14 protein-coding genes, 1 pseudogene and 1 riboswitch are annotated in these 19046 nt (G+C 60.2%); of the genes and pseudogenes, 6 read left to right on the forward strand and 9 right to left on the reverse strand.

Annotated features, from left to right (window positions below):
- Positions 1-23 precede the first annotated feature (23 nt).
- The 4 genes from HUK72_RS25725 to HUK72_RS25740 form a co-directional block, all read right to left on the reverse strand.
- Positions 24-317 (reverse strand): DUF1330 domain-containing protein, encoded by a 294-nt coding sequence (locus tag HUK72_RS25725; protein ID WP_176599315.1) that lies wholly within the window; start codon positions 315-317, stop codon positions 24-26.
- Positions 318-379: 62 nt separating this feature from the next.
- A complete protein-coding gene (locus HUK72_RS25730; protein WP_176599316.1) occupies positions 380-1372 on the reverse strand; it encodes an MDR family oxidoreductase in 993 nt (330 codons plus the stop codon).
- 87 nt (positions 1373-1459) lie between these two features.
- Positions 1460-2893, reverse strand: a complete 1434-nt coding sequence (locus HUK72_RS25735; RefSeq protein WP_176599317.1) for an aldehyde dehydrogenase family protein — start codon at positions 2891-2893, stop codon at positions 1460-1462.
- A 63-nt stretch (positions 2894-2956) separates the two neighbouring features.
- Positions 2957-3730 carry a glucose 1-dehydrogenase gene (locus HUK72_RS25740; RefSeq protein ID WP_176599318.1) on the reverse strand — a complete coding sequence of 258 codons (774 nt, stop codon included), beginning with the start codon at positions 3728-3730 and terminating at the stop codon, positions 2957-2959.
- A 306-nt stretch (positions 3731-4036) separates the two neighbouring features.
- Between HUK72_RS25740 and HUK72_RS25745 the strand changes: the two genes are divergently transcribed.
- Both HUK72_RS25745 and HUK72_RS25750 read left to right on the forward strand, forming a co-directional pair.
- A complete protein-coding gene (locus tag HUK72_RS25745; RefSeq protein WP_255326023.1) occupies positions 4037-5986 on the forward strand; it encodes an AMP-binding protein in 1950 nt (649 codons plus the stop codon).
- A gap of 22 nt (positions 5987-6008) precedes the next feature.
- Entirely contained in the window at positions 6009-7628 is a 1620-nt protein-coding gene (locus tag HUK72_RS25750; RefSeq protein WP_176599319.1) for a long-chain-fatty-acid--CoA ligase, read from the forward strand.
- Between the two features lie 459 nt (positions 7629-8087).
- Here the strand turns inward: HUK72_RS25750 and HUK72_RS25755 are convergent, their stop codons facing one another.
- Positions 8088-9530, reverse strand: coding sequence for an MFS transporter (locus tag HUK72_RS25755; RefSeq protein ID WP_176599320.1), 1443 nt, complete (start codon positions 9528-9530; stop codon positions 8088-8090).
- A 279-nt stretch (positions 9531-9809) separates the two neighbouring features.
- Positions 9810-10832 carry an NADP-dependent oxidoreductase gene (locus tag HUK72_RS25760; protein ID WP_176599321.1) on the reverse strand — a complete coding sequence of 341 codons (1023 nt, stop codon included), beginning with the start codon at positions 10830-10832 and terminating at the stop codon, positions 9810-9812.
- A 166-nt stretch (positions 10833-10998) separates the two neighbouring features.
- Between HUK72_RS25760 and HUK72_RS27530 the strand changes: the two are divergent.
- The 3 genes and pseudogenes from HUK72_RS27530 to HUK72_RS25770 all read left to right on the forward strand — a co-directional run.
- Positions 10999-11232: pseudogene (locus HUK72_RS27530) on the forward strand (catalase HPII); the annotation flags it as partial.
- Positions 11233-11559: 327 nt separating this feature from the next.
- A complete protein-coding gene (locus tag HUK72_RS25765; protein ID WP_176599322.1) occupies positions 11560-12246 on the forward strand; it encodes a protein-L-isoaspartate(D-aspartate) O-methyltransferase in 687 nt (228 codons plus the stop codon).
- Between the two features lie 422 nt (positions 12247-12668).
- Entirely contained in the window at positions 12669-13379 is a 711-nt protein-coding gene (locus HUK72_RS25770; RefSeq protein ID WP_176599323.1) for a MucR family transcriptional regulator, read from the forward strand.
- A 314-nt stretch (positions 13380-13693) separates the two neighbouring features.
- Here the strand turns inward: HUK72_RS25770 and HUK72_RS25775 are convergent, their stop codons facing one another.
- From HUK72_RS25775 to HUK72_RS25785, 3 genes are all read right to left on the reverse strand, one after another.
- Positions 13694-13903 (reverse strand): transposase, encoded by a 210-nt coding sequence (locus HUK72_RS25775; RefSeq protein ID WP_255326024.1) that lies wholly within the window; start codon positions 13901-13903, stop codon positions 13694-13696.
- 72 nt (positions 13904-13975) lie between these two features.
- Positions 13976-15565, reverse strand: a complete 1590-nt coding sequence (locus HUK72_RS25780) for a ShlB/FhaC/HecB family hemolysin secretion/activation protein (protein WP_176599324.1) — start codon at positions 15563-15565, stop codon at positions 13976-13978.
- 68 nt (positions 15566-15633) lie between these two features.
- Entirely contained in the window at positions 15634-16707 is a 1074-nt protein-coding gene (locus HUK72_RS25785) for a hypothetical protein (protein WP_176599325.1), read from the reverse strand.
- A gap of 120 nt (positions 16708-16827) precedes the next feature.
- Positions 16828-16905: riboswitch (cyclic di-GMP riboswitch) on the reverse strand.
- A gap of 367 nt (positions 16906-17272) precedes the next feature.
- Between HUK72_RS25785 and HUK72_RS25795 the strand changes: the two genes are divergently transcribed.
- Complete coding sequence (locus tag HUK72_RS25795; protein WP_176599326.1) at positions 17273-18535, forward strand: MFS transporter; 1263 nt, start codon at positions 17273-17275, stop codon at positions 18533-18535.
- The last annotated feature ends 511 nt before the right edge of the window (positions 18536-19046 follow it).

Raw genomic sequence — 19046 nt, forward strand, 5'->3', positions numbered from 1 at the left:
AAAAAGCGCGACGTCCTCTGGTTTCAACCCAATCCCTGAACGAGCAGCATTACGCCTTCCGTACCCGCCCGGCGCCGCACCGATATGCGCTGATACTCATCGGACAGCATAAAGGCTTCATAGGCCGCTTTGTTCGCGAATTCGAGGATGACCACCTTGCGGCCGTCCCATTTCCCTTCCAGTGCGACAGTATCTTCGTCAGCGGCGAGTATTCTCACGCCCTGTGAGCGCTGGAAGAGATTGATGAATCCTTGGGAATAGCGATCATATTCGCCGCGATCGATGATCTTGATCAGCGCCAGAACATAGAGTGACATATCGTCATCTTCCCATCACAGGAATAAAAGCGGCCCGTCCAGCCGAACGGGCCGCTTCGCGCTTAAAGGTCGACAACAACCCGCCCGCGCACTTTGCCGGCCAGAATGTCGGTGCAGAGCTGCGGTACGTCATCCAGCGTGGCACGGGAGGTCATCTGCTCCAGCTTCGACAGATCGAGATCTTCGGCAAGACGCTGCCATGCCTTTTCGCGTTGGGCGTAAAGTGCGTGGACGGAATCGATGCCTGCAAGCGTCACTCCACGCAGAATGAACGGCAGGATATTGGTTGGCAAATCCACGCCGGAAGCGACACCGCAGGCAGCGACAGCGCCATTATATTTTATCTGAGTGAGCACGGTTGCCAGCGTCTGGCTCGATACGGTATCGACCGCGCCCGCCCAACGCTCCGCATTGAGCATCTCGCCTGCCTTTGAGAATTCTGCCGCGTCGACGATCTCGTCTGCGCCCAATCCGCGCAGATAATCCGCCTCTTCGTTGAACCGGCGGGACGATGCGACAACATGATAGGCAAGTTTCTTCAGGATCGCGATGGCAACCGAACCTACACCTCCCGCTGACCCAGTGATAAGAATCGAACCCTTGTCGGGGGTTACTCCCGCATGTTCGAGCGCGAGCACGCAAAGCATCGCAGTATATCCGGCGGTGCCGATCGCCGCGGCTTGCGATGTCGAAATGGAATCGGGCAGCGGCACCAGCCATTCGGATTTCACGCGAGCCTTGCCGGCGTATCCGCCATGATGCCCTTCACCGACCCCATAGCCATTGAGCACCACGCGATCCCCTTCCTTGAAGCGGGCGCTGCTCGACTCGATCACGGTGCCTGCGAAATCGATACCCGGTACCAGCGGATAGTTCTTGATCATCGGCGCGGCATTGGTGACGGTCAGGCCATCCTTGTAGTTGACGGTCGAATGCTCCACCTTGACCGTGACGTCGCCCGCCATCAGGTCGCTATCCGACATTTCCGTAAAAATCACCTTATGGCCATCCCCCCCTTGGTTGGTGGCAAGAAGCGCGCGAAAACTCTCCGACATATCTGTTCTCCTTTCGACAGCCGCATCGCGGCAAGCCCCCCCTCGCCTCAATTCCAGCGAAGGCTTGTTAACTCCGATCGTGACCGATTACGCGGGCCGCGGTTCGAATCCGATCGCCGCCTTGGTTTCCAGAAATTCCTGGAATGCCAGCTCACCCCATTCCCGCCCGTTGCCCGACATCTTGTAACCGCCGAAGGGAGCGTTGAAGTCCGGCGGAGCATCATTGATGTATATCTGTCCGGCGCGGATCTGGCGCATCACCTTGCGCGCATGGTTGAGATCGCCGCTCTGCACATAGCCGGCGAGCCCATAGGGGGTGTCGTTGGCGATCCTGATCGCCTCGGCTTCATCATCATAGTTCATGATCGCGAGCACCGGGCCGAAAATTTCTTCGCGGGCAATGGTCATATCAGGTGTCACATCGGCAAATACCGTTGGCTTGACATAATAACCCTGGTCAAGACCTTCGGGGCGTCCGATGCCGCCGGCGACCAGCGAAGCGCCCTCGTCCATGCCGATCTGAATGAGGGATTGTATCTTATCCCACTGCGCTTTGGAAACGACGGGTCCGATCGTCGCATTGCTGCCCGGCGGGCCGGCAACGATCTCCTCAACCGCCGCCCTGGCGAGTTGTTTCACTTCTTCAGCCATCGAACTTGGCACAAGCATGCGCGTCGGAGCCGTGCAGGTCTGGCCCGAATTGGTCATGATGCTCTTGACGCCGCGCTTCACAGCGTCTTGCAGATCAGCGTCGGCCAGAATGATATTCGGGGATTTGCCACCCAGTTCCTGATGCACGCGCTTCACAGTGGCCGCCGCATCCCGGGCCACTTCGATGCCGGCGCGGGTCGAGCCGGTAAAGCTGACTAGATCGACGTCGGGATGACGGGAAAGAGCAGAGCCCACCGTCGGCCCATCGCCGTTGACCAGATTGAACACGCCTGCCGGTACACCGGCTGCATCGAGAATTTCGGTCCAAAGCCGCGCCGAGAAAGGCGCGATCTCGGAGGGTTTCAATACCATTGTGCATCCCACGGCAAGCGCAGGCACCACCTTGCAGGCGATCTGGTTGATCGGCCAGTTCCAGGGCGTTATGAGAGCGCAAACGCCGATCGGCTCTTTCGTGATCAGGGTCGTGCCCTTGAGTTCCTCGAACGGGAAATTTTCCAGCGCCTTGATCGCCGTCGCCAAGTGAGCCGCGCCGATGGGCGCCTGAGCCGAGGCCGCCAGCCAGTCCGGCGCACCCATTTCTTCGGTGATGGCGGCGGCGACTTCATCGATCCGCCGCTTATATTCCGCCGCAATCGCCTTTAACAGTGCAAGCCGCTCTTCACGCGTGGTTGACGAGAAGGACGGAAAAGCTTGGCGTGCGGCCGCGACCGCGGCGTCCACATCCGCCTCGCTGCCGAGATTGATTACGCCTGCGACTTTTTCGGTCGCCGGGTTGATGACGTCCAGAACCTTCGGGGCGACTGGATCTACCCATTCGCCATTTATGTAGAATTTACGATAGTCGCGCACTGCTTTCTCCCGATATTTCAGAAATCGGAAGCAAACCCGCCGCGCGGGCCGCTTCTCTCAAATTCAGTGGCAAAGCGTTCCGCCGTCCACCACCAGTTCGGCGCCAGTCATGAATCTGGACTCGTCGGACGCAAGGAACACAACCGCACCTGTAACATCTTCCGGTTCACCGATACGGCCCATCGGTATCCGATTGACGGTGCGCGAATTATATATCTCCGCGTCCTCAGGAGGCAGCGCGCCAGTCCCCGCCTCGACCATGGGCGTCCGCACGAAACCCGGGTGAACCGAATTGACCCGGATACCGGTGTTTTGGGTGGCGCAGTGCAGCGCCGCAGATTTGGTCAACCCACGTACGCCAGCCTTGCTGGCGCAATAGGCGGCGACCGCTTGATCGGCCGCGATACCCCAGATCGATGAAATGTTGATGATCGATCCACCGCCAACCTCCCTCATGAGGGGGATAGCCTGTCTGCAGCCCAGAAATACGCCCGTCAGGTTGACTGCGAGCACCTTGTTCCACCATTTGAGCGTGCAATCCTCAACTGTCGCGCCTGGCGCGATGCCTGCATTGTTGACCAGAATATCGAGGCGACCGAACGCCTGCCTGGTCTTGTCCATGAGAGCAGACCAAGATTCCTCACTGGTAACGTCATGTTGAACGTAGAGCACGTGCGCTCCGGCGCTTCGCAGCAGCTCGGCCGCCTCTTCGCCCTTGTCCTCCGCAATGTCGCTGATCACGACGCGCGCGCCCTCCGCCGCGAGAGCCATGGCAAAGGCCCTGCCCATGCCCATCGCACCGCCGGTTACAATGGCCACTTTGTCCTTGAGTCGCATCTCGTTCTTACACCCTCTCTAAAGCCAGCGCGCTCAACAGCGCGAACCACGAATGCTCAGCCGACCGGGCTCTGGCTGGAATCCATTATATGCCCTTACGCTGCTTTATGCAGCATTGAAGCAAAAGCCCTGAAATCGCATTTTACTGTCACAATATGATCGGAGAACATTTTAATAAATACATCATAATTCATATTAAATTCAAAAAATACTGTGGCAATATTTGCGAATTGTTGATTTTTTATTTGACACTTTCGAAATCGGAGCCAATGTAGAGGCAATCTAGCGCGATTCCCTGCGCCAGACTTGGCAGCGCGCGCCGCAATTTTAACATCATACGCCGGAGAGAGTGGTTTGACGTCCAATTCCTATGCAGAAACCTATGGGCGTTCTGTTTCCATGCCGGAGGAATTCTGGCTCGAAGCGGCTGGTGCGGGCTGGTGGCAGGACGTGCCGCGCACTGCCCTCGACATGGACGGCGCGCCCGCGGGTGCGTGGTTTCCCGACGCCACCACCAATATGTGTGTGGCCGCACTCGATCGGCATATTGACGAAGGTCGGGGAAACGACGTCGCACTGATCCACGAGTCTGCGTATGAGCATAGAAACGAAACGTTCAGCTTCTCCCAACTCCGCGATCGGGTGGCGAAATTCGCCGGAGCGCTGATCGGTCAGGGCGTCAAAAAGGGCGATCCCGTCGTCATCTATATGCCGATGATCCCTGACGCGGTGGTCGCGATGCTCGCCTGCGCTCGCATAGGCGCACCACACTCGGTTGTATTTGGGGGCTTTGCCGGTTTCGAGCTTGCGTCACGCATTGACGATTGCCGGCCCAAGGCGATCGTGGCCAGCTCCTGCGGCCTCGAACCCGGTCGCGTCGTGCCATATGCACCGATGCTGTCAGAGGCGCTCTCAATCGCCAAACATGCCCCTGCCGTGGTCGTGGTCAAACAGCGCGAAGTTTGCCGCATGGACATGGCGGACGCCCGCTTCGTCGATTTCGACGCATTGGTCGAGGCGGCCGCCCCGGCAGAAGCTGTGATTGTTCCCTCCACCCATCCACTCTATATCCTTTATACCTCGGGCACCACCGGCAACCCCAAAGGCCTGGTTCGGGACACTGGCGGCTATATGACCGCGCTGACCTGGTCGATGCGCAACATCTATGGCGCGAAAGCGGGCGACGTCTTCTGGGCGGCTTCGGATATCGGCTGGGTCGTGGGCCACAGCTACATCGTCTATGGGCCCCTCCTCAGCGGCTGCGCGACGATACTCTATGAGGGCAAGCCAGTCGGCACCCCCGATGCCGGCGCCTATTGGCGGCTGGTCGAAAAGCACGGCGTGTCGATATTATTTACCGCTCCCACGGCTTTGCGCGCGATCAAGCGTGATGACTTTGAAGGCGAATGGGTCCGGCGTTCCAATCTCGGGTCTTTGCGCGCTCTGTTCCTCGCAGGCGAACGCGCAGACCCGGACACGGTGAAATGGGCTACGCACATTCTCGGCAAGCCGGTCATAGACCATTGGTGGCAGACCGAACTCGGCTGGCCTGCTCTTTCTTCTTTCCCCGGACTGGGAGACCACAGCACAAAGCTCGGCAGCGCGGGTCGCGCGGTCCCTGGATTCATATTCCATATCGTTGATGATGAGGGTTCGCCTGTTCGCGAGGGCAGCGAAGGGACATTGCTGATCAAGCAACCGCTGCCCCCCGGTTGCTCGCCCACCCTCTGGAATGCGGATGACCGCTTTCGTTCGGTTTATCTCGATGATTATCCGGGATATTATCTTACCGGCGATGCCGCCATGCGCGATGCCGATGGCTTCATCCATGTTATGGGGCGGACCGACGATGTCATCAATGTCGCCGGTCATCGGCTTTCCACAGGTGCAATGGAAGAGATATTGGCGGAGGATGCCGATGTCGCGGAGTGCGCGGTTGTCGGCGCGGCGGATAAGCTGAAGGGGCAGGCGCCGATTGGCCTCATCGTGCTTAAGGCCGGACGCGCGCCCGATCCCGCCGAAATCGAAGCGCGGCTGGTAAAGGCCGTGCGTGACCGCATCGGTCCGGTCGCTGCGTTCAAGCAGGTGACGATCGTGTTGCGCCTGCCCAAGACGCGTTCCGGCAAGGTGTTGCGCAGAACGATGCGCGCAATAGCCGACGGTCGACCTTATTCCATTCCGCCGACGATCGATGATCCCGCTGCGCTGGACGAGATCAAACAAGCGCTGACGCAGCCATCGACCGTCCGGGAATGAGTTAAATCACAGGATAGAGAATATGATGACCGGTTCCATGACGATGATGCCGTTCAGGATTATCGACCTGTTGCGACATGCAGCAACCAATCATTCAGATGCGCAGATCGTTTCACGCCGTGTGGAAGGAGACATACATCGCTATACTTACAGCGATGCCTACAAGCGCGTGTGCAAACTGGCGCGCGCGCTCGAAGCGCTTGGCGCGAAAACCGGAACGCGCGTCGCGACATTGGCCTGGAACACCCACCGCCATTTTGAGCTTTATTACGGCGTTGCCGGGATAGGCGCCATCTGCCACACGCTCAATCCCCGCCTTTACGCCGAACAGATAGCGTGGATCGCAAATCACGCCCAGGACGAAATCCTGTTCTTCGACATAAGCTTCGTGGATCTGATCAAGGAATTGCTGCCGCAGTTCAAGACCATCAAAACGCTCGTTATCATGGGCGATGCGCAAGCGGCTCGAGATGCCGGCATTCAAGGCCTGCTCAGCTATGAAGAACTGCTGGCCACGCAATCGGACGCGCCGATCGAATGGCCTGCAATCGATGAAAACAGCCTTAGCGGCCTGTGCTACACCTCCGGTACCACCGGCAATCCCAAGGGCGTTGCCTACACGCACCGGGCAGTGGTGATCTGCGCCTATGCCAGCGCGCTCCCCGATCATCTCAATCTATCGGCGCGGGAAACCGTGATGCCGATCGTGCCAATGTTCCATGTCAACGCGTGGGGATTTCCCTATACGCTCGCCATGGTCGGCGCGAAAATCGTGTTCCCGGGACCCAACCTTGATGCGGCGAGCCTTTATGAACTGTGCGAAACGGAAAAGGTGACGCTCGCGGCCGGCGTGCCCACAATCTGGATGAACATGGTCGAACATTTGAGGAAGACGAACAGCGAACTAAGCACGCTCAAACGCATTTCCACGGGTGGCGCCCAGGTCAGCCCCGCCCTGATCCGCGCGTATCAGGCTGATCGCGGCATCGAAATGCTGCAGGGCTGGGGCATGACCGAAACCGCTGCTATCGGAACATTTTGCCGGCTGAAGCCCAAGCATGACACATGGTCCGACGAGGACAGGATCGCCTATCAGACGAAGCAGGGCCGCGCCGTCTATGGGGTTGAGCTGCAAATCGAGGACGATGAAGGCAATATATTGCCGAATGACGGCGAAACCTATGGCCATCTGTTCATTCGCGGTCACTGGGTCATCGACCAATATGTGGGCGGCAAGGCCGGCGCGCGTGCCGACGGGTGGTTCGACACCGGCGACATTGCTACGATCGATGTTGACGGATATATGCACATCGTCGACCGCGCCAAGGATGTCATCAAGTCGGGCGGCGAGTGGATCAGTTCGGTCGACCTTGAAAATGCCGCCATGGATCACAAGGCTATTGCAGAGGCGGCGGTGATCGGAATTCCTCATCCCAAATGGGACGAGCGGCCATTGCTGATATGCGTGCGCCGTACCGGTTTCATCGTGTCGGCGGAGGAGCTTCGCGATTTTCTCGCCAATAAGGTTGCGAAATGGTGGCTGCCTGAAAAAATCGAGTTCGTCGAAGAGCTGCCGCACGGGCCGACGGGGAAGCTGTTGAAAACGACGCTGCGTGCCCAATTTGCCGTGCTGCAGGAGTGAATAATCTGCTTTGCCCTGGGGGTGCGGCGGTCTCGTTCCGCCCCCTTCAACGTTTCACGCGTGATGGCGAGCTGTTGGGTCTGTTTCATCCCTCGATGGAGGCGGACGTCGCTATAGAGCCGCTCTAGGCGGCGTAGACAAATTCAAGACCGCCGGACTGAGTGATTTGGGTGGGAAGCGGACGTTAAAATCCTCCCCATCGGTAGATGGGGAGGATTAAGAACGTCAGCTATTGACCATTTCCCGACATTCCGAATTTGTCCAGGCGGCCTAGAAGCACATCCTGGAAGTGGGGTTGGACTAATTTTCGGTGGTCTGGGCATCTCCCAGCCCCGGCCTTCGGCCTTTCAACCGGCCGAGCCGTTTGCGAGAGTCGATGTCGCTCAATTCATCTTCTCCGACATGGCGATGAGCGGCGGTTCAAGGATCGGCAATTCCACCGCCCCCCGAATCTCCCCGCTAGGCATTTTCGATAGCGCGCCCCCCGCCCCGGACGAGGAACAGCATGGCAAAACCGATTGCCAACAGCAGCAATAGCATTACGAAGCCGCCCTGCTGCGTTCCCGATATCCGGGTACCCATATTGACGAGTGTGGGCGCAAGCCAGGCAGTCGCCACGCCCGAGAGCGCGTATATGCCAAAGAATGTGCCCGTCTGTTCGGGCGGCGTCAGTCTCGTCAGCAAGGTTCGGCTGGAGGCATATTGCCCGGTGATGAACATCGCATTGGAAAAATTCACAAGCAAATAGAATAGGTCGGGCCATGTATTGAAGAACGGAACATCCCAGAGAGGCGAGTGGGTGGAAGGATCATAGGACCAGAAAAAGAAAATCCGGTCAGGCCGCATCCCGATCATCGATCCAAGACCAAGCATCGCCACGAAGATAGAAATCCGTAGCGAGGTTTTTGGCCCGAATGCCGCATCCATCCACCGCGCGACAAAGCCGCCAAGCACGGCCACAGTGCTCAGGAGTATACCGAATAGCAGCATTTCCATCGCACTCCATTTCATCACACCAACGGCAAAGAGACCCCCATAGATCAACACGCCATTCATTCCGTCGACAAAGAACATGCGCGCGCCCATGAAGATGGCCGCATTCTTGAAATGGCTGATCGTCTTCACCATCCGGAAAAGCTCTAGCGCCCCCTCCTTGAGCGCCTGCATGGGCCGCACGCCCGTCGATGGCGCATCGGGCGCCAGAAGGAAGAAGGGTATGGACCCGCACAGCAACAATCCGGCCGACATGAGCGCCACCACCCGCTCATGTTCATGCATGGCGGTATCGAGCCCGAACAATGGGACGGAGGGTACCCAGCCCCACTCTACAGTCCCAGGCAGCGCGAAGGCCCAGGCCGTAAAACCGAGCGCGAGAACCGCAAACAGATTACCCATTGAAAGCGCGAGGCTCGATGCCCGGTGCGCCCCTTGGAGTCCAGCAGCGCGAACGAGCAGGGAATTGTGGAGAATTTCGGTATAGTTGAAGAGCACTTGCGCCAGGGAGGCGAACAGCATCACCGTGGACACCGAAAGGCCGGACCCGTCGGGCTTGCCCCACCATAGGGCGGCCGTGGACCCGAACATCAAACTGATGACGATGCCCAGCAGCCGCTTGCGCGCACCGAGGCGATCGATCGACGCCCCCAGAAATGGGGCCGTCGCCATGACAACCCAACCGATGATCTGCTGCCAGTGGGAAATGACTTCCTGCCCCTTCACCGGATCACCGACGAGCGTCCGGGAGACGTAGGGCATGTAGATATAAATGGTGATCAGGATGAGGAAAGGCGTGCGTCCTCCTTCGAAGAAGGCCCAAGCAACGCCGCCGCGATTCAACTTCCCTTTATTGCCGATGTCGACCGTTCCATGGGAAACGGGCTGCGCCGCTACCATTGCTTCCATGACACACACTCTCCACAGTCGGCAGAGACACCATTCTCGCCATTTTCTTCATTTCGCCGGTTGTTCGGCCCTCACGCCGGCAAAACATGTGAGCCAAAGCAGATTCCGTGTGATTGAGTTTGAGCCCGGCCGGTGAAAAGAAATTGCTGCGGAACGTCGGCTAATTGGCTTTTCACGCCAATGAACGATGCAACCGGCGTTATACATGGTTGCCTGAAGCAAAAATCTAGAACGACTTATCAAACCCACAAAAAGGGGAAGTCTGGAAAAGAACTCTGATCAGCCAATCCTGATCAACATCTTGCCCACATTGCCGCCCGTGAAGAGCTGGAGGAAACCATCAAGAGCATTTTCAATGCCCTCTATCACCGTCTCTTCCCACCTGATTCGACCTTCGGCAATCCATTGGAGCATGTCGCGCAGGAAAGCTTCTTTCAATCCCGGCGTACGTGCCGCAAGCGTCGAGTTGATATATCCTTCCATGCGGATGCTCTTCAGGACGATATTGATGATGTTGCAGGGGCCAGGCCGGCGTCCGACATCGTTATAGGTGGCAATCATCCCGCATTCGACGAAACGCGCGAATTGATTGGCCGTTTCCAACGCCACCTCCAGATGTTCTGCGCCAACATTATCGAAATAGATATCGATCCCCCTCGGCGCGGCCGCCTGCACAGCTTCCAGTAGGTTGGGGACCGTCTTGTAGTTGATCGCATGATCGACGCCACGACCGAGCACCCATGCGCATTTTTCTTCGGATCCCACTGAAGCCACGACATTCAGGCCCTTGATCTTAGCTATTTGGCATACATAGGAACCCACTGCGCCTGCCGCGCCGGATACGAATATGGTTTCGCCCGGCACCGGCTGGCCCAAATGAAGAAGACCGGAATAGGCTGTTAATCCCGGCATGCCCAGCACACCCAGAAAGGCTTGCTCGTCTATTCCCGGCGGACAATCGATCTTTTCGAGTTGATCGGCAGGCGCAGTGAATGCCTCGCGCCAACCCATGAAAGAAAGCACCAGGTCGCCCCGACTGAAAGCCGGATCGGCCGACTCGAGCACCTCGCCCACGGCGGTGCCGTCCATCGCTTCCCCCAGACTGAACGGCGGAATATAGCTGTCTTCCATCCCGATCATTCGCGGGCGCATATAGGGATCGACCGACATCCAGCGGTTGCGCACCAGAACCTCGCCGGGACCGGGGCCACCAACGTCAACCGTTCGCATCTCAAAATTCTCGGGCGTGGGCATGCCATTTGGACGCGACATCAGGTGCATTTGACGAGACTTGAGACTCATGGAAGAAACTCCGGGATATTTTTCTTCTCGAAATGCCGCTCCGCCGGGCCGCGGGCCGCTTGGACATTTTAATAGCAGGCCGGCCGGTAAACTTGATAAGGCACGCCAGAGATTTACCCTTGGATGCCGCTTCTATCAGGACAAAGCTTGCTACCCATGCAGCGCTGGCGCAGAAGATTATGAACCCAATAGCTGGGGCGCGGAACAGGGCGGACCGCGCCAAGACCCAGTTCGCGGCTTCCGCAGCTTCTCCGAGAGCGCGGACGGCCCGAAGCAGCGCGTACGCTCGGACAGCTTCGCCGATCATTATAGCCAGGCCCGGCAATTCTTCATCGGTCAGACACCTATCGAGCAGAAACATATCAGCGACGCGCTGGCATTGGACCGGTTCCGAGCGGAACATGGCTCCCTCATCAGGGGTTTCATAATCACCCAGAATAGAAGACAGCGGCGCGCAATCATGGCCGTCACTGGATGGAAGTTGGATCGAAAGGATGGCGCAACACTGATCCGACATGCGTCGCGGTCATTGCAAGCATGGCCATCGACGAGCACAATGTTACGGCGGAAAGACTTATGGTCTATGACCAGCGCCGTCCCGCATGGCTATGGGCAGAAACGCTCGGTATATTCATCCCTCATGAGGACGCAGCCGATGTCCAAGGTAGCTACGCAGGTTTGGCGTCCTGCCCGGGCTCCCCGACAGCAATTCAGGCAGGAGGTTCACTTGACTGATTTCATCAAGCTGCGCGAGAGGATGGTGAGGCTGCACCTGAAGCGCCGGGGCATCCGGGACAAGCGCGTGCTCGCCGCGATGCTCGCCGTGCCACGCGAACGGTTTGTGCGCGAAGGACTGGAAGAATTTGCCTATGAGGATTCCGCGCTGCCCATCGAGCAGGAGCAGACGATTTCCCAGCCCTACATCGTGGCCGCCATGGTCGAGGCCGCCGAAGTGCGACCAGGAGACCATGTTCTCGAAGTCGGCGCGGGATCAGGCTATTCCGCCGCGGTGCTGGGACAGATCGCCAAACAGGTCATAGCCATCGAGCGCCACTCTGCGCTGGCGAAACTTGCGGCCGCGCGGATGGCAACGCTTGGTTATCACAATGTCGATGTCCGCGCAGGCGACGGCACGCGTGGCGCCCCGGAGGACGCGCCCTTTGACGCGATCCTTGTGGCGGCGGGCGGGCCCTACATTCCCGGCACGCTCAAGGAGCAATTGAAAATCGGCGGCATTCTGATTATTCCGGTGGGCGATCCGGGCGAGCAGAAGCTGTGCAAGGTCATGCGCATTGGCCAGGACCGCTATTATGAAGAGAATCTGGGCGCCGTTATGTTCGTGCCGCTGATCGGCGCGCATGGCTGGCAGGAGGATGGCAGCCGTGCGGCGAGCGGGGGCGGCGCCTCGAAATAAACTCTGCGCGCCGGAGCAGCCGGCCCAGACTCGGTGCGATCAAGCAACACGCGACGGAGACGCTGGCGATGCTGGCTGCAACTGCATTTGCCGGGTAGAGCATCGTGAATGTCCAGCCTACTCGCTAAGCTCCCGGACCAGTCAGGCGGCAGGGCCCAGAGCCGCCTGATGATCATAGCTATCGCCGGTCCTCGCCGTCATGCCAAGGAAGGTCGATTGACGGCATATTGATAGAATGTCGATGCACCATATCCTCGAACGAAATGGCTCGCCTACTCGGTTATATGGAAGTCAGATCTACGCAACCATGCCATGCCGCAGTCGTTGGCGCTACTCGTCTTAACCTGTGTAATATCTAATTTACAATTTCCGAGATTACAGGCATTAGGCGCGCAATATTCCTCGAAGATGGGTCCGCAATCATGGCCGACAACAATTCTCCTGACATCACCGCCCTTACCGTACAGTTGGTTAGCGCCTTCGTTTCCAACAACTCAGTCGCGAGTGATGATCTGGCTGGCCTGATCAAGTCGACCCGCGCCGCTCTGACCAACGAGCTCAATCCGGTGATCGCCGCGCCGGAAACCCCTGCCTACACGCCTGCGGTTTCGGTGCGCAAGAGCGTGTCGTCGCCCGACCACATCCTCAGCCTTATCGACGGCAAGCCATATAAGACACTGAAGCGCCACCTGGCCGCCAACGGTCTCACCGCCGATGAATATCGTGCGAGATACAAACTTCCCAAAAGCTATCCAATGGTGGCGGCAAGCTACTCGGATACGCGCCGTGCGGTCGCTGCAAAGATCGGCTTGGGTCGCAAACCGGTGACATCGGCTGTCCCGGCTGCGGAGAGCCGGCCTGCCGCTGCTGCCGCACCGAGCGCATCTGCTCCGGCAAAGGCGCCTTCCAAGTCGGCAACACCCAAGAACGGCTCCACTGCTCCTGCCTCCCCTGCCAAGATCGAGAGCGTTGCCAAGAAGGCGAAGGCGGCGCCCAAGTCCAAGTCGGCGGCGACTTCCAAGGTTGTGCGCCCTAAGGCGGAGAAGAAACCCGTGAAGTCTGCTGAGACGATCGCTCCCGCAGTGATTGGCGACGCGAAGCCGAAAGCCGAAGCGGTCCTGGCAAAAGCCTGAACTATCGATCGCTTGGTGACGTCGTGACTTTCAGATCAGCCCCGCTCCGGCGGGGCTTATTTTTGCGTCCGCCAATGCCATTAAAGAGAACCGATCACCGCCCGCGCATAGCAAAGTCCAGACCAGGTTGCGGACACTCGTGTCCTCAACCGCTTCCGAATGCTAGCCGGTCACATCCAGGCGAAAGCCATGCGGATCGCGTATCGACGCATTGTTAACAACCCACATGGAGGACGACAGCGGTCAGCCGGGCGGTTTTCTAGTCACCGGCTTGAGGGTAGCATCCGTTGGCATCATCGCCGCGCGGCTGCTCTTTAAATTAGACGGCGTGTTGCTGGCGGGATTTCCACGAACATATGGACGTGGTCGCGAAACAATATGCCATGAACGATGGTCAGGCCCATTTCCACACATAGCTGACAGATGATCTCGCGAACATGCAGCCGTACCTCGCCATGGGGTATCTTGAACCGATATTTCGGCGCCCAGGCGAGATGTAGCGATGATGAAATGTCGTATGGCAAGCGCTGCTGTAGTCCGTAGCCTACTCGCCAAGGGAGCCTGATGAGCAGGGTCAGGGAGGCTTTTGCCTTTTCCTACCGGGTCAGCTTCCAATGCCAACTGATGTTGAAGCGCCAGTCGCCCACGCCGGCGAAGGGGGGATCAATGACCCGCGCGCCCTCCAGACCCAGCGACGCTTTCGACGCATAGGCCAGCCTCACTCCGCCGCCGGCCGAAGCGAGGCCATAGTCGCTGGCCGCGAAACCGGCGCGGCTGTTGATCCGGACCTTGGCCCCGTCGATGAAGCCGTAGATTTCCGTACCCTTGAGCCATGAAGTCAGTTCCGGGCGGAAGGCAAGTTCGAAGGAGCCGGCGACGCCCCGGTCGCCGCTGAGCAGCGCGGTGTCGAAGGCGCGGCCATAGTCCGGCCCGCCAACCGCCAGCCGCTCATTGCCCGAAAGCCGGTCCGCGCTATATTGCCCCGTCATGCGCAGGCGGCCCACGAAGCGCTTGCCCAGCATCCGGTCATAGCCTGCGCGGGCCGCGACCTTGGTGAAGACCGTATCGGTAAAGCCCGGTGTCCCGCGCGCATCCAATATGTCGAGGCCCCGACTGACGGTGAGGCCGGCCGTCAGCACATCCTTGTCGCCAACCATGGAATAGCCGACCGCTGCCCGCGCGGCGCGGATATGGTCGGAAGAAAGTACTGCCCCGAGCAGCGCCGCGTCGCTGTCCAGGCCGTCGAACCCGGCACTCACCGTCAGATTGCGCTTATAGCCGCGAATGACGGGGTAGCTGAGCGAAAGCCCGGCGGTCTTCGCCTCGCCCGTGACCGGGAAATTCTTGAGCCGGGTGCGCAACCACGATCCCGACAGGCCCAGCGTGAGGCCATCGGACCCCAGCGGCGTCTGGTGGCTGAGCCCGACATATTGGTAGCGCTTGAGGTCCGTCGCGCCGAGCAGCACCAGATCGGTCCGGTCGCCGTCGCGCAACAGACTGTTGGCTTGGGCCGTGGCCCGCAGTTGCCCGCTGCCAAGGCCGCTCTGCGTACGGTTGTCGACGCCGAAGCTGGCGTCGAAGCGCTTGCGCATCGGCGTGATCGCCAGCCTGACGCCACCGGGCTTCGTGCCGCGTTCCAGCGCGACCTCTGCCTTCACTCCAGGAATGTCGCGGATCAGCGAAAGATAACGCTCCAGCGCGTGTCGGCTGAGCGGCTTTTCCGCCCGCATCCGCTTGGCATAGGCGCGGATCAGCGGGCTCGCGCCCTTGGGATAGACGATGTCCTCGACAAAGCCCTCGACCAGCAACACCTTGACCTGTCCCGTGGACAGATCCTGCTGGGGAATGGCGATGGTATAGAGGGCGATGTCGCTCTCGGCATAAGCATCGGAGATCGCCCTGGCGAGCGCGGCGAGCGTCTGGCGCGATGCGGGACGGCCGAGAAAATGGCGCGCGGCCTGTGCGACCCGCTCGGGCGCGTCCACGCCGACAAAGTCGATGCCGCGAATGGCCGCGCCGCTATCCTCAGCGTCCACGGCGATGGCGCGTTGAACCGGTGCGCCGGGGGGATTTTCGTTGAGGTTCGGCGCGGCAGGCTGCTCGCTCTGTTGGATCAGCGGCGGCGACAGTGTCGAAGGCGGCTGCGCGGCCGCGAGCGCCGGAAGTGCGGCGAGGACTAGGAGCATGAAGCGTTCCTGCGATAAAAAGCGGCGAAGCCGGCGCGCGCCGGCGGTGGCGCGCCCCGGCCAGTGATTCAGCGGCTCAGGTTGAGCGCGCCCGTCAGCGTGTTCACCGTATTGCTGACCGTTCCCGTCACCGGCGCCAGCAGTCCGCCCGGATTTGCCGTGGCGGTGGCTCCAGCACCAGCGTTGGCAGTCGTCCCGGCCGTCGCCGTCGTGCCGGCGCTCACGCCCAGGGGCGAAAGGGCGCTGCCGGTTACGCCCTGCACGGTCGAGGCGACGCCCGTGCCGACCGTCTCCACGGCGGATGTCACGGGGGCGAGCACGCCTGTGGCGTTGCCCGCGCCGGTAGAGCTGATGCCATTGGGCAGCAGGTTGGCGTTCACCAACGCCGGGTCGCCACTGCCCAGAAGCTGGTTGCCGCCGAGCGCGACATTCAGCAGATGGTCGGCAATGCCACCGGTCGAGGAGGTGACGTTGGTCACGCGCACATCGGCTATGCCATTGACCGTCGCCAGCGCCGTATTGCCGGCATCGAGCACGCCGAGGCTGGCGAGAGTGCCGGTCGGCGGCGTATCGCCCAGCACGCCGATTCCGATCGCGCCGGTCGTGCCGTCAAGCCCATTGGTGACCGTCCGGCCACCGATGTCGATCGAGACGAGATCGCCCACGACACCCTGCGCGCCCTGAAGGAGAAGGGTTCGCCCGGCACCCGCATCCACCAGCACGGTGCCGGTGTCGTTCAGGAGACGCGTGATCGTGCCGGTGACCGGCTGCGCGACGGGAAGCGCGGTGGCGATGGGGGTCGTCACATTGCCTTGACCGTCGGAGACGCCCAGCACCGCATTCCCGGCGGTGGTGAGCACCGGCGAGACCTGCTGGAAGAGGCCGGCCGTGGTCGCTGTGCCGCCAGTGCCAGAACCGGTACCGCCAGTGCCAGAGCCAGTGCCGCCGCTGGTCGAACCGCCACTGGTGTCGGTGCCTGATCCGCTGCCCGAGCCGCTACCGGCGCCCGGCATGCCAGATCCGACACTGGCGACGCGCAGGCCGCCGCTGCTTTCACAGGCGCTCAGCAGAAGGGCAAGTGTCGAGCAGGCGGATAGGGCCAGCAACCTGCCGCGAGATGATTTCCGATCGAACGAAAACACAGGCTTTCTCCTAACTTGTCCCAGCGCACAGGCGCACGGCAAGAGGGCTGCCCAGCGGCAGGGTCGGAGGGTTGCGCAATGTTTTGCAAGACGGGGCGCTTTTCCATCGAACCATGGTCCTTCGGCAGCCCCGCTACCTTGCCACCAAGGCCGGAGGCTTTGCGTCCCGGCGTCACCGCCGGTTTGCCATTATCGGGATCTTCCTGATCCTTCGCCTGTAACGGGCGACAAAGGAAAACGTTTCAATGGGATAGGTTCGGAATAGGAGAATAATGGTTAAGTAACAATTAGTTGATCCATTTCCGTGCCCTCTGCTCAGCGCCTCCTCCACATCCATCCCGAAATATCCCGCTCCGCCCCGGATGCCCGAGATCACCATTCGGTCATCTACCCTCGGTTTACCTGGCGTGGTAGATGCGGTTCGATCGCATCCCATGCTTCATCCGAAAGCCAGAAAAGATGCCGCGACATATCCGATCCGCCCAAACACACAAAAACCAGATACTTAGGTTCCCAACTTACACGGGGCGCCGGACTCGCCGCGTCATTGTAACAAGGATGGCTTATGCGCGCTTCAGAGCCACTTGACCGACGATCGCTTGCCCTTGCGGCGCTATCCACCGTGGTCGAATGGTATGACTTCACCTTGTTCCTCTACTTGGCGACGGTACTCGCACGCCTGTTCTTCGTGGGTGAGAATGCGATGCTCACGACGCTCGCGGGATTTGCGGTCGCTTATCTGATGCGGCCGCTGGGCGCGATGGCGTTCGGTCATTTCGGTGATAGGCATGGACGAAGAGCGACGCTGCTCCTGTCCATGGCGTTGATGACTGTGGCTATGCTGTTGAGTGCCCTGCTGCCGACGGTGGCGCAGATCGGCCCACTCGCCGGGATATTGCTGTTGGTCCTGCGTTGCGTGATGGGCTTTGCGGTGGGAGGCGAATATACCGGGGTCATTGCGTATCTGCTGGAAGGCGCGCCTTCGCATCGTCGCGCGCTCGTCACTTCGATGGCGGCGGCAACCAGCGAGATCGGAGGGTTGCTGGCCGCAGGCGCATCGGCGCTGGCCGTGAGCCTCCTCCCCGCTCCGGTGCTGGAAAGCTGGGGCTGGCGGTTCCCCTTCCTGTTTGGCGCGGCGATGGCGGGCACGATCCTGGTGGCTCGCATGGCGATGCGCGAATCGCCCGAGTTCGAGGTTCACCGCGCCGCAGGGACGCTGGTGAGCAGGCCGCTTGGCCATGCGATCTCGCGCTATGGAACGGGCGTAGCAAGAGGATTCGCTATCTCGGCCCTTGGATCGATCACCTATTATGTGGGCATCACCTACCTGCCGATCCATCTGGTGTCGGCGGGCGGGCTCAGCGAAGCGGACGCGCTCAAACTGGCGACCATCGCAGCAGTCGCGGTGATTGCCGTGACGCCGTTGGCGGGCTTGGCTGCCGACCGGTTCGGGCGGCGCCCGGTACTCATAGCCCTTGCCGTGCTGGCGGCCATGCTACCCTATCTGTCCTTTCGGCTGCTTGCTGGAATGGGCGCGCTTTCGGCACTGATCGGCGCCGTGATACTCGCTGCCGTGGCCGGCGGCGTTAGTGCCGTGGGCGCGGTGGCGACGGCTGAACAGGTTCCCGCCGAGGGACGGCTGAGCGGGCTGGCCCTTGGCGCCACGACGGCAACCGCATTGTTCGGTGGCCTGACGCCGTGGCTTGCACAATTGCTGACGGAGCGAACAGGCTCGACCACAGCGCCCGGCATCATGATCACTCTGGTGGCGCTGGCGGTGCTTCCCGTGCTGCTGACGCTTCCTGAGACGCGTCCCCCAGGAAGCTGAGATCGGCTCGGCTGCCTCAGTGGTGGCGCCTCGCAGAAAGAAGCTGGGCACGCGCCCCGCTTCCGGGGCTGGCGAGAGGGTGAGAGGCGAGTGATGTCGGAGATTTCCAGCATTAACGGCAATTGTGCCGCGGGGACGATTCATCGATGCCCCTTGAATGCAGAGATTCTGACAGCCACGACGCCAGACCGGCCATTGCAACTTATCTTTGCTGACAGGAGCGATCCGCCGGCTGGCGAAGCGAGCGTCGACCGGTCGCCAAGCGCTAAGCCAAGGCACAAGACGAGAAGACCAAGTTTGCGGCGGCCACTAACATGGCGACCCGACTATATGAGGCGTGATAATTTCAGCCGGCGGCGTTCCCCACATCCGGGACCGGCAGTCTCGACAGAAGGGAATTGATTTACTTCTCGGGAAGTGCGCCGACAATGGTGCAAAGGGGTTATGACGCCGGTTGTACGGAAAATCCCCTGTTCTATTCTATCGGATAGATAGGCGACTCACGAACCCA

Source organism: Sphingobium sp. 15-1, assembly GCF_013375535.1.
Lineage (GTDB): Bacteria > Pseudomonadota > Alphaproteobacteria > Sphingomonadales > Sphingomonadaceae > Sphingobium > Sphingobium aromaticivastans.

Bases quoted from the DNA above. Each gene is read 5' to 3' on its own strand.
- HUK72_RS25725 (WP_176599315.1), bottom strand. From the start codon at position 317: ATGTCACTCTATGTTCTGGCGCTGATCAAGATCATCGATCGCGGCGAA.
- HUK72_RS25730 (WP_176599316.1), bottom strand. From the start codon at position 1,372: ATGTCGGAGAGTTTTCGCGCGCTTCTTGCCACCAACCAAGGGGGGGAT.
- HUK72_RS25740 (WP_176599318.1), bottom strand. From the start codon at position 3,730: ATGCGACTCAAGGACAAAGTGGCCATTGTAACCGGCGGTGCGATGGGC.
- HUK72_RS25750 (WP_176599319.1), top strand. From the start codon at position 6,009: ATGATGACCGGTTCCATGACGATGATGCCGTTCAGGATTATCGACCTG.
- HUK72_RS25755 (WP_176599320.1), bottom strand. From the start codon at position 9,530: ATGGAAGCAATGGTAGCGGCGCAGCCCGTTTCCCATGGAACGGTCGAC.
- HUK72_RS25760 (WP_176599321.1), bottom strand. From the start codon at position 10,832: ATGAGTCTCAAGTCTCGTCAAATGCACCTGATGTCGCGTCCAAATGGC.
- HUK72_RS25770 (WP_176599323.1), top strand. From the start codon at position 12,669: ATGGCCGACAACAATTCTCCTGACATCACCGCCCTTACCGTACAGTTG.
- HUK72_RS25780 (WP_176599324.1), bottom strand. From the start codon at position 15,565: ATGCTCCTAGTCCTCGCCGCACTTCCGGCGCTCGCGGCCGCGCAGCCG.
- HUK72_RS25795 (WP_176599326.1), top strand. From the start codon at position 17,273: ATGCGCGCTTCAGAGCCACTTGACCGACGATCGCTTGCCCTTGCGGCG.